The sequence below is a fragment of the Okeania sp. genome, from assembly GCF_983059655.1.
This window is the reverse complement of record NZ_CEZPJD010000240.1, coordinates 1-10,247: the sequence shown is the minus strand read 5'-3', so window position 1 is coordinate 10,247 and position 10,247 is coordinate 1. Positions and strand designations below refer to the sequence as shown.

Below are 10,247 nucleotides of genomic sequence, written 5' to 3'. Positions count from 1 at the left end.
CCTGTTCCCTAAAAATAGTAAGATTTTTATACACAAATAAAATAGGATTGCTATAGTTTTAAGCAATTATTTTACCGAAAAATCGTGGGTATGCGCCTCCCCTTTTAAGGGGATAAAAAGCGGTCGAGAGATGGCGAGGAAACCTGCGCCATATCTAATCGACCAAGAGAAAAAATAATTCCGTACTTCAAGCCTCTTGCTTTCCTACGGAATGCTCCGCAAACAGCTAGAGGTACTGATAACTGATAACTGAAATGACCCGCTCGAGGAGCGAAAATATTTGTGACATCCTGAAAGTTAATTGGTATGAATAGTTGACATTTAGACTCAGTTATTAATTATTACCAATCCAGCAAAGGTCTATATATATCCTTATTTGTTCCATTTCTAGCCATTAAATTCTATAGTTACAGCAATAATCTTACTTTTAATTTTTTACTTTTATTATGAATAATACTTCTCCTACTGAGTCTCGCTTTATTTGGCACAAATGGTGGTTCTGGATACTTGTATTAGTGTTGAGTGGAACTATAACTACTTCTTTTGGGGCAATAACTGCTCTATTTGCTCCGGTTGAACCACAGTTTTTCAGCGAACTACTCCAGAAATTTACCTCAGATGTCCTATGGCGTAAACGTCTGCCTTACCAACTCTCACGACCGATGAATATTCTAGTCATGGGAATTGACCAAGTTTCAGGGGTGGCAGAAAATTCTCCGGATGTGTTTGAGGGTCGTAGCGATACTTTACTGTTAGTACAAGCTAATCCTACTACACAGACTGTCAGTTTACTTTCAGTACCACGAGATACTCAAGTCCTAATTCCCAAAGTTGGTATTGCTAAAATTAATGAAGCTAATGTCTATGGAGGGCCACAACTGGTAGAAAGTGTTTTAGAGAATACTTTAAGTGGTTTTGAGATTGACCGATATGTGCGAGTTAGTAAGGGAGCCTTTCGAGAATTAGTCGAACAACTTGGTGGGGTAGAAATTTTTGTTCCTCAACCTATGTCTTATACTGATAAAACTCAACAGCTAAAAATAGATTTAAAGTCTGGTTGGCAAACTCTCAATGGAGAACAAGCAGAACAATTTGCTCGTTTCCGAGAAGAAGTTTATGGAGATATTGGTCGTATTCAACGACAACAAGTTTTGCTCAAGGCGCTCCAAAACCGCGTTACTAATGTCGCAGTTTTACCTCGGTTGCCTAATATTATTCAGGTGATGCTGAAGTATGTGGATACTAATTTAAGTTTTTCTGAAATGTTGGCTTTAGTGAGTTTTAGTCTAGATTTGGAAAGGGATGATTTGAGAATGGTAATGTTGCCAGGAAGAGCTAGTTCTACTAATGAGTATTTGACTAGCTATTGGATTATAGACCAACCTGGTCGAGACCGAATTCTTAAACAATATTTTAATTTCAAGTTAGAAGATTTTAATTATAACGATCTATTTCATCCGAAAAAAGTTAATGAAACTTTGTCTTTTGAGGCTAAAATAGCTATTCAAAATGCCTCTAGTAATTCTCAAGCAGCGACAAATTTTGCTCGATACTTGCGTGATAAAGGATTCTACAATGTTTATGTAGTTTCTGATTGGCCTGACAAACAACCTTTGACTCAAATTATTGTTCAAGGGGGTTATTTAGAGTCTGCTGAAGTTGTGAAAAATTCTTTGGGTTTTGGTCAGATTGAACCTGCTTCTACTGGTGAAATTGGTTCTGATTTTACTGTTCGATTAGGTGAAGATTCGGTCGATATAATTAATAATTAATAATTAATAATTATTAATTAGGGTTTACTGAATAAATATTAAGGTTTCAGCCTTTTTAAGCATCAAAAAGTGCGAGGTTTTAATTGGTAATGGTTCAAAAATTTAGGGTTTTGGTTAAGATTTGGGCATAACAATCTTGCTTGAGACAATTCTTACTCCTACCTCCTCTAAATTCCCCATTCTTCCTATCTACACTAAAAGACTTTTTCAGCAAGCCCTAATTCTACTTGTTGAAATAAGTTTGAAAAACCTGTTTGGCAATAGGAGCAGCAGCAACAGAACCATAACCTCCATTCTCCACAATCACAGCGATCGCAATTTTTGACTGATAAGCTGGCCCAAAACCAACATATAAAGAGTGAGACTTTTGTCCAATTACCTCTGAGGTTCCCGTTTTCCCTCCTGTCAGAGGAATAGTACCATCATTAAGAGATTGTGCCGTACCATAATAAACTGCATCAATCATGCCTTCCCTAATCATCTTTATCTGTTCGGGTTTCAACCCTGTAGGAGTAGGCTTAATTTTGGGACTATTTGTTTCATTGGCCAACAAGTGAGGTTTAATCTGTTTACCACCATTAGCGATCGCTGCTGCTGATGCTGCTAATTCTAATGGTGTCAGTAAAAGCATACCTTGGCCAATAGCCATAGTTACTGTATCGCCCAAATACCAATCATCATTATAGATCCTGCGTTTATCTTCTTCAGTAGGTATTAAGCCATTGTATGTAGTGGGTATACCCAAAAGGTTTAAATTTTTACCTCCCAAACCAAGCTGATGTGCCCATTTAACTATTTCTTGAGGGCCAATAGCCATACCTACTCTATAAAAGAAGGTATTGCTACTATAGGCTAATGCACTTCTAAAACCAATTGAACCATATCCTCCACTATGTTCATTGAAACTAATACCTCCAACATAAATTGAGTCAGAGGTATATACAAGGGAGTATGGTGAAAATTTTCCAGATCCCATAGCTGCTGAAGAAGTCACTATCTTAAAAGTACTGCCTGGAGGATAACCCTGGAGAGACCGATTTAAAAATGACTGCTCCTGACTATGAAGATTCTGCCATTTGGCTTTAGACATAGGTTTTGTAAACACATTGGGGTTAAATCTGGGATAACTTGCCATTGCTAAAATTTCCCCCGTATTCACATCTAGAGCAACTACTGCTCCCTTGCGAAAACCTAGAGCTTTTTCTGCTGTTTTCTGAAGGTCTATATCAAGAGTTAACTTTACTGTCTTTCCTGGTTGAGGTTTAATTTCTCCTAGACTACCTATTTCTTGATTTTGGGCGTTGACTTGTATCAAACGTTTACCCCATTTTCCGGCAAGTAAATCGTTAGCACTAGCTTCAACTCCTAATCTACCAACCATCATTCTTATTTGATATTCTGGGTTAGCTTCTAGTTCTTCTGATGTAACTTCGCCAAGGTATCCAATTATATGAGATGCTAATTGTCCATGAGGATAATAACGAGTTGATTCAGACCTAACTTCTACACCGGGAAATTCCGCAGCTTTTTCCTTTAAGATAACAAAGGTATCACGACTCACTTCATAGCTAATATTTACATCTCTTTCTCCTGAATTTACAGCCTGCTCTACTTTTTTAATGATTTTTTCGGCGGGTATATTAATTATGGGGCTGAGTTTTGCTGCAGTAATTTTCCATTGCTCTTTGGGTTGCTCTTTTGGCCATAAATAGATGGAATGGGTAAGATGGTTAGATGCAAAGTGTTCACCATTACGGTCTAGGATTAGTCCTCGATTAGAAGCTATTGGAATTGGCCTAATACGGTTGTTTTCTGCTAGGTCTCTATTTTGTTGACCTTGAATTAATTGTAGTTGAACCAAACGACTAACTTGTAGACCGATAATGGTTGTGGTTAATAGCATTAAAACAATTGCTCGGTAGATTGAGCGTGACTGATGTTTTTGAGATGAGAGGTTATTCTCTTCTATTTTTCTTCGTCGCCCAAAAGCAAAAGAAAATTCGCGCACCATGATTTCTTAATTTATGAATTTAATATAGACTCAGAGCTGATTTTTAAATTGAGTTGAAACTCTTTTCTAGCATTGGTTTACCGAAAATTATGCCCTGTAGGCTTAGATAGTGTCATCGAATCCTTACACTGTAAAGCATTTATCCTCTTAAATATTTGCTTCATAAACCAGCTCTAATAGACTAATTGTTTTTCAAAAGAAAATTCGCGCACCATGATTTCTTAATTTATGAATTTAATATAGACTCAGAGCTGATTTTTAAATTGAGTTGAAACTCTTTTCTAGCATTGGTTTACCGAAAATTATGCCCTGTAGGCTTAGATAGTGTCATCGAATCTTTACACTGTAAACCTACATTCTGCACGACAAAACGTAGTATGAAAGGCAAGTAGTCAATAGTCAGTATTCAGTAGTCAGTAGGGAATGATGTGCAGCTTATTTCTGGGTAGACCAAGTATTTATATTTAATATTTTCCTGAAATTTTGACTCATGAAAAAGGTCAATGACGATGATTTATACAGTATAAATACTTGCCAAGTTATCATTTTACATACTACTTTTAATGCTACGCTCTTGACGTGCGGAATGTGAGTGTAAAGCATTTATCCTCTTAAATATTTGCTTCATAAACCAGCTCTAATAGACTAATTGTTTTTCAAAAGAAAATTCGCGCACCATGATTTCTTAATTTATGAATTTAATATAGACTCAGAGCTGATTTGTAAACTGAGTTGAAACTCCTTTCTAGCATTGGTTTACCGAAAATTATGCCCTGGAGGCTTAGATAGTGTCATCGAATCCTTACACTGTAAAGCATTTATCCTATTAAATATTTGCTTCATAAACTAGCTCTAATAGACTAATTGTTTTTCAAAAGAAAATTCGCGCACCATAATTTCTTGATTTATGAATTTAATATTGTTTTTCAAAAGAAAATTCGCGCACCATAATTTCTTAATTTATGAATTTAATATAGACTCAGAGCTGATTTGTAAACTGAGTTGAAACTCCTTTCTAGCATTGGTTTACCGAAAATTATGCCCTGGAGGCTTAGATAGTGTCATCGAATCCTTACACTGTAAAGCATTTATCCTATTAATATTTACTTTATAAACCAGCTCTAATAAACTAATTGTTTTTCAGTTATTAATCAATAATGGGATAGACTGTAAGAATTTAGTTATTAGCATTCAGCACTTTAGCTTCTGTTTTATGTCAGTAACTAGACTATTTATACTTGATTTTTTTATTTCTTATTTTCCAGTTTTTTGATTACTTTTGATTATTATATAATTCCTCCTTTATTCAGTCTCACTAACCCAGATAAGCAGGTAAACAAAATAAATTGCACATTTATAGGAGCTAAAATCTTTACTATGTAAGAGTCGCTTGTGTAAATAATTCTGTGTAAGTGCATATTATCTTCACTACTTGCTCATTTTAATCTGAATCTTGCGGGAAATACTCTGAAAATGACGATAATTAATCTCCTAAACACCAAGAAACAAATAACAATATTATTGACAGAAATAACCATCGAGGAATATGTAGCCATTGCATGAAGTCCATTGGTTCCAAAACAAAGATAGAAGTGAATAACCAACTGAAGAACAATACCACAGTTATCAAAAATAACGACATAGTATTTTCCGAAAAAAAATTGAACAACTTATTTGATTCACCCTTAAGTATAATGTTAAATGACCTGCTCAACCAAAGATGGTAAATTCCCGTGTTTAAGACCTTTCTAACTGACTTCCAAATTATCTTTGATAGAGACCCTGCAGCTCGTAACTGGTTGGAAGTTCTTACTTGCTACCCTGGTCTTCAGGCTTTAATATTTCATCGCCTAGCTCATGGTTTGTACAGTCTGAAAATTCCTTTCCTGCCTCGTTTAATTTCCCACATAGGCCGTTTTTTGACTGGGATTGAAATTCATCCTGGGGCTGTTATTGGTCAAGGAGTGTTTATTGACCACGGTATGGGTGTGGTAATTGGAGAGACTGCTATTGTGGGAAACTATTGCCTAATTTACCAAGGAGTAACCCTGGGTGGTACTGGCAAAGAAACTGGCAAACGACATCCTACTTTGGGTGAGAATGTGGTTATTGGTGGCGGTGCCAAGGTTCTTGGTAATATTAATATTGGTAATAATGTTCGTATTGGTGCAGGCTCAGTAGTACTTAAGGATGTTCCTTCTGACTGTACTGTTGTGGGAGTGCCTGGGAGAGTTGTATATCGTTCTGGAGTTAAGGTAAATCCTTTAGAGCATGGTAGTTTGCCTGACTCTGAGGCTCTGGTTATTCGTGCTTTGGTCGATCGAATTGATTCTCTTGAACAACAAGTGGAAAGTTTACAAGGTAAATTATCAGAATGTCCTGTGGTCAAATCTGATGCTAAGTCTTCTGTTAATTATGCTAGTTGTCATCTCCAAGACTGAGCAATTCAAGATTTTTTTATGGGTAAGGAATTTAAGGATTTATATCTTGAGTAGACCAAGTTTTAGAGTTATCAATTTGATAAAGCCAGCGGTTTTGTGGCTCTCCTTTTAGTTCTAAATGCTCGACTTGTGTTGGCTCTAATAATAATAGATAAAAGTTTGATAGGGGATAGGCAGGATTTGGTGGGGACAATTCAAAGGCACTAATTTCTACTTTACTGCCTCCAGGATTAGGCCAAGTAAATTGTTGTCTAGCGTTGTCTGAAATTTCTTGCCAAGTTGTTTCCCTGGCTTTAGCAAGTTTGGGGTGAGAATTATTTGCTTTGATTAGGTAAAGTTTTCCAGTCAGACGAAATTGTTCTCTAGTTTTAGGAAAATACCAACAGACCTCGCCCCAAGGATTTTTTTCTATTTGTTCTACTTTGTTGCTACGACTGTCAGTGATGAATTTTAGCTGATTGGTTTCTTCTAAAAAACCTCGGAAGACGATGGTACGATTTTTCGGTTGGCCTTCAGCAGTGACTGTTGCTAATTGGAGATAACGAGCATAAATTAGGCTTCGGTTTCGATGTAAAGCTCTGGCTAAGGGCGATCGCCAAGGTGCTAGTTTTTCTACCTCTACTAAGTTAATAAATTCCATGATTATTCGCTATTTTTGCTTTTTTCGTGGAGGACATATAGCTGAAGTCAGAAGTTAAATTTTTGCTTTGACTTAAGTTTGAGAGGAGCGAGAATGTCCTAACAGTTATGGCAGTTGCTGTATCTGAAATATAGCAGAAGTAAGAACCGAAGGACCGAAAAATCTGGCGTTATTACCGTAAGCTATCCTGACTTTTAGCTTTATGAGCGCAAGTCCTAAATAGTCTGATAACTGTACCTCACTATCCTCAAAAGTGCTGTAAATATATTCAGAGTAAGCTTTTTTCCAAATCCCATTAAGACGGAGATCGCCGTATTGGACTTTTATTTCCAGGCGGGACACCCCTATCTGAATGAAAAACTTCCGGTATTGCGGAATTACCTGCGGTTGTTTGATTATTAGACTCATTAGTAAAGTGTTCCTGGACTAAATCCTGCATATCTATTTCCCAGGCTTCAATCTCAGGGGCTTTTGTACACCCTTTTTGATTTTTTATAGGCTCTGGCTCGGCTACTGTTTCAGTCTCTGGATCAGAGTCTTGTTCTTTGCCCAAATAATTTCCGATAATCTCTTCGAGTAATTTTTCAGGCTTGACTCCCTGTTGTTTGGCCAAAGCTCTTAACTTATCCCAGACATCTCTGGGTAGTTTTGCTGTGGCAAGGGACGGTATCGTTTCCCCGATAATAGTAGTTTCTATGTAAGTTGCTGTAATAGCTTTAGATTCTTGCTTTGCCCTACCCAGAACCTCTTGCCAACAGCTCACTGTCTCATCTACTTCCTCGCTGACTTGACTGGCAGAACTAGCTAATTTTTGGGCTTGAGATACGTTGTCTGGCAGTTCGGTGAATCCTTCCAACATCAATGACCAAGATATTTGAGCAGCTTTAATGACTCGTTTGACGTAATAGACCGATTTTTTCAAGCCTTTAACACAATACTCTTTGAAGGTTTTATACCCCAAATTTTTATACAATTTATAAATCTGAAAAGCCCTCAAAGCCATACCCTCTTTGATATAGGCATATCTATCGGCCAGCATATCTATTTCTAGAGAAGCGATCGCCTCATCACCTTCTTTCCAAGTGTTGTCCCAAAATAAATCGCAAAATTTATCTAGATATCCATCCGCCCAGTTGGGAAGTTTTGGGTCATTAAAAGGAGTCTCGAATTTGTGGTCGTATAAGTTTCCAATCATAAAAAAGTAAGAAAAAGTATTTTTACTAGAAAGGGGTGAAGTTAGCAGATATAGCATTACGCAAATAGGTTAGGGCAATTATAGACACTCAAACGAGCGTCAGGGATTACTTCTGACTTCTGATTTCTGACTTCTGACTTCTGACTTGCGCGTAGCGCTATAAAAGCCTCACCCCAAAAGATATCCATTAGATAGTCACTAGAAATTATGTAAGGCTATGTCAGTTAAGCATTAGGTTTTAACTGTTTGAACTGCTTCGTTATTGTTGTCCTCCTAAAAATAATACAATTGCTATTTTATTTTTTTTATTATACAAGTGTAAAATGAAGTTGTCAATAGTTTTGAGTAAAATTATTTTGCAAGTTTAAAATGGAAAAAAGTAATAAGTATAATGCCGAGAAAAACAATACACGGGGAAGCCAAGACGAGCTTAAACTTAACAGTTACCCCCACAACCAAGAAGATTTTGAAGCGAACAGCTCAATCATTGGGAATGAGCCAAAGCGAGTTAATAGAGCTTTGGGCCAGAGAGGCAAATTTACAATCAAACAAACAACTATTGGGGGAATTCTTGACCGCTTAAGGACTCTTCAATCCATACATCTACAATATGTAGAAGCTCATGGCAAAAGATTAGAACAGCGGCTAATCGAAAATCATACTCATAAATCGAAAGTGTTTGAGGAGATGCACTATTTAGAAGTTGAGTTGGTTCATCTCCTCGAATCTGCCGAAGAAGAAGATCCAAACGAAGAAGAATAAAGAGTCAAAGAAGCCGATCGCAGCAACGCGATCGGTATTTTTTTTATAAAAACTCTCTTAACGAATATCTTGATAGAAACGTTTAAGAAAAGTTGGCGAGACACCAAAACCCCACAAAAAACCAATAAATAAATAGATAAAATTTGCTTTGAAAATTCCCCACTTAGCTACACGGCGATCGCTTGTATATACAAAGCGATTTACTAAAGAAATTCGTCCATGTTTAACTAACTTAATACATAAGTCAGCATCTTCCATAATTGGTTGATTAATATCAAAACCATCAACTTTCCAGAAATCTGTGCGACGACAGAAAATTACTTGGTCTCCAAACAAAATACGTAAACCTTTCAATAATAAATGGGGACGAAAAATTAGGGGAGCATAAAAAGTTTTGAGATAGTTATGTAAGACAATACTCCAGCGAGTAGTTTTGGAATTACACATAATAGAAATAAATCCACCACAAACAATTTTTGGATTTGCCAAAGTTTGAGAAATTATAGAAATTAAGTCATTAGGCACTATAGTATCGGCGTGAAGAAAACAGAGAATTTCTCCTGTTGCTTTTTGAGCACCTAAATTCATTTGAATAGAACGTCCACGTTGGGGAGAATAAATAACAGAAACTTCAAATGAGAGAGCAATAGAAACTGTTTCATCTTCACTGTAACTATCTACTACTAATATTTCTTTTGGTGGAGGGGTAAGTAAAGAAAGATTCTTGAGAGTACGAGATAGATAAGCTGCTTCATTAAAGGTAGGAATAATAATAGAAATGTTGAGCATAAATTAAGGAAGAAGGAAAAAATAAGAAGGTGTTTAATTATATAGGATAGAGCAAGTAGTAATACCATTTATGAATAGTAATGCGATCAGGAATTACGCATAGCCACCAAATATTGTAAAGTTTAACAGCCGTTAAATCCTACAAATGGTCTATAATTTTATATTTATCAGTGCAAATGTGAGGTAAATAACCCAATTATTTTGATAAATTATGATAAGATTGAGTAGTTAGTAATTCGATACACGAGTTCTACATTTGTAGCTATTGCATTAAGTAATTAAGCTGTTTGATAAACGTCCTAATTACTAATTACTGGTTAGAAATTATTAAAATTATTAAAATTATGGATAAATCATCAATTAAAGAATTACTAGAAGACTTGAAAAATCCTGATGAATTAATTAGAAGTAAAGCTACGGGTAAATTATGGCAGATTTGGTTTGAGCAAAAAGGTGTTGCTGGTTTAGAAGCAATTAAAAGCTCAGAAAATTTGCTGCAAGTTGGAGAAGTTGCTAAGGCAGAAGCAGTTTTAAATAAATTAGTTGAAGATTTACCTGATTTTGCAGAAGCTTGGAATCGAAGAGCGGTTCTTTATTACACTTTAGGGCAGTATAGAAAGGCGATAAAAGATTGTGA

General features: G+C 36.2%; 8 protein-coding genes and 1 pseudogene. 4 read left to right on the top strand and 5 right to left on the bottom strand.

The annotated features are described in order from the left end of the window. Positions 1-446: 446 nt before the first annotated feature. Complete coding sequence (locus AC3DU7_RS15045; RefSeq protein WP_488040142.1) at positions 447-1,772, top strand: LCP family protein; 1,326 nt, start codon at positions 447-449, stop codon at positions 1,770-1,772. 223 nt (positions 1,773-1,995) lie between these two features. Here the strand turns inward: AC3DU7_RS15045 and mrdA are convergent, their stop codons facing one another. Together mrdA and AC3DU7_RS15035 are read right to left on the bottom strand one after the other, a co-directional pair. Then, positions 1,996-3,783: a penicillin-binding protein 2 gene (gene mrdA, locus AC3DU7_RS15040; RefSeq protein WP_488040141.1), complete on the bottom strand. Its 1,788-nt coding sequence runs from the start codon at positions 3,781-3,783 to the stop codon at positions 1,996-1,998. Between the two features lie 1,483 nt (positions 3,784-5,266). Beyond that, positions 5,267-5,425 (bottom strand): hypothetical protein, encoded by a 159-nt coding sequence (locus AC3DU7_RS15035; protein WP_488040140.1) that lies wholly within the window; start codon positions 5,423-5,425, stop codon positions 5,267-5,269. A 91-nt stretch (positions 5,426-5,516) separates the two neighbouring features. Between AC3DU7_RS15035 and cysE the strand changes: the two genes are divergently transcribed. Next, positions 5,517-6,224, top strand: a complete 708-nt coding sequence (gene cysE, locus AC3DU7_RS15030) for a serine O-acetyltransferase (protein WP_488040139.1) — start codon at positions 5,517-5,519, stop codon at positions 6,222-6,224. A 31-nt stretch (positions 6,225-6,255) separates the two neighbouring features. On the opposite strand, the gene AC3DU7_RS15025 is transcribed toward cysE, so the two are convergent. After that, the gene (locus AC3DU7_RS15025) at positions 6,256-6,864 is read right to left on the bottom strand and encodes an Npun_F5749 family FMN-dependent PPOX-type flavoprotein (protein WP_488040138.1); all 609 of its coding nucleotides are present in this window, start codon (positions 6,862-6,864) and stop codon (positions 6,256-6,258) included. Between the two features lie 295 nt (positions 6,865-7,159). After that, positions 7,160-8,059, bottom strand: coding sequence for a hypothetical protein (locus AC3DU7_RS15020; RefSeq protein WP_488040137.1), 900 nt, complete (start codon positions 8,057-8,059; stop codon positions 7,160-7,162). Positions 8,060-8,428: 369 nt separating this feature from the next. Between AC3DU7_RS15020 and AC3DU7_RS15015 the strand changes: the two genes are divergently transcribed. Continuing rightward, entirely contained in the window at positions 8,429-8,821 is a 393-nt protein-coding gene (locus tag AC3DU7_RS15015; protein WP_488040136.1) for a hypothetical protein, read from the top strand. Positions 8,822-8,878: 57 nt separating this feature from the next. On the opposite strand, the gene AC3DU7_RS15010 is transcribed toward AC3DU7_RS15015, so the two are convergent. Then, positions 8,879-9,610 carry a TIGR04283 family arsenosugar biosynthesis glycosyltransferase gene (locus tag AC3DU7_RS15010; RefSeq protein ID WP_488040135.1) on the bottom strand — a complete coding sequence of 244 codons (732 nt, stop codon included), beginning with the start codon at positions 9,608-9,610 and terminating at the stop codon, positions 8,879-8,881. Positions 9,611-9,954: 344 nt separating this feature from the next. Between AC3DU7_RS15010 and AC3DU7_RS15005 the strand changes: the two are divergent. After that, positions 9,955-10,247 (top strand): annotated as a pseudogene (locus AC3DU7_RS15005) (tetratricopeptide repeat protein); the annotation flags it as partial.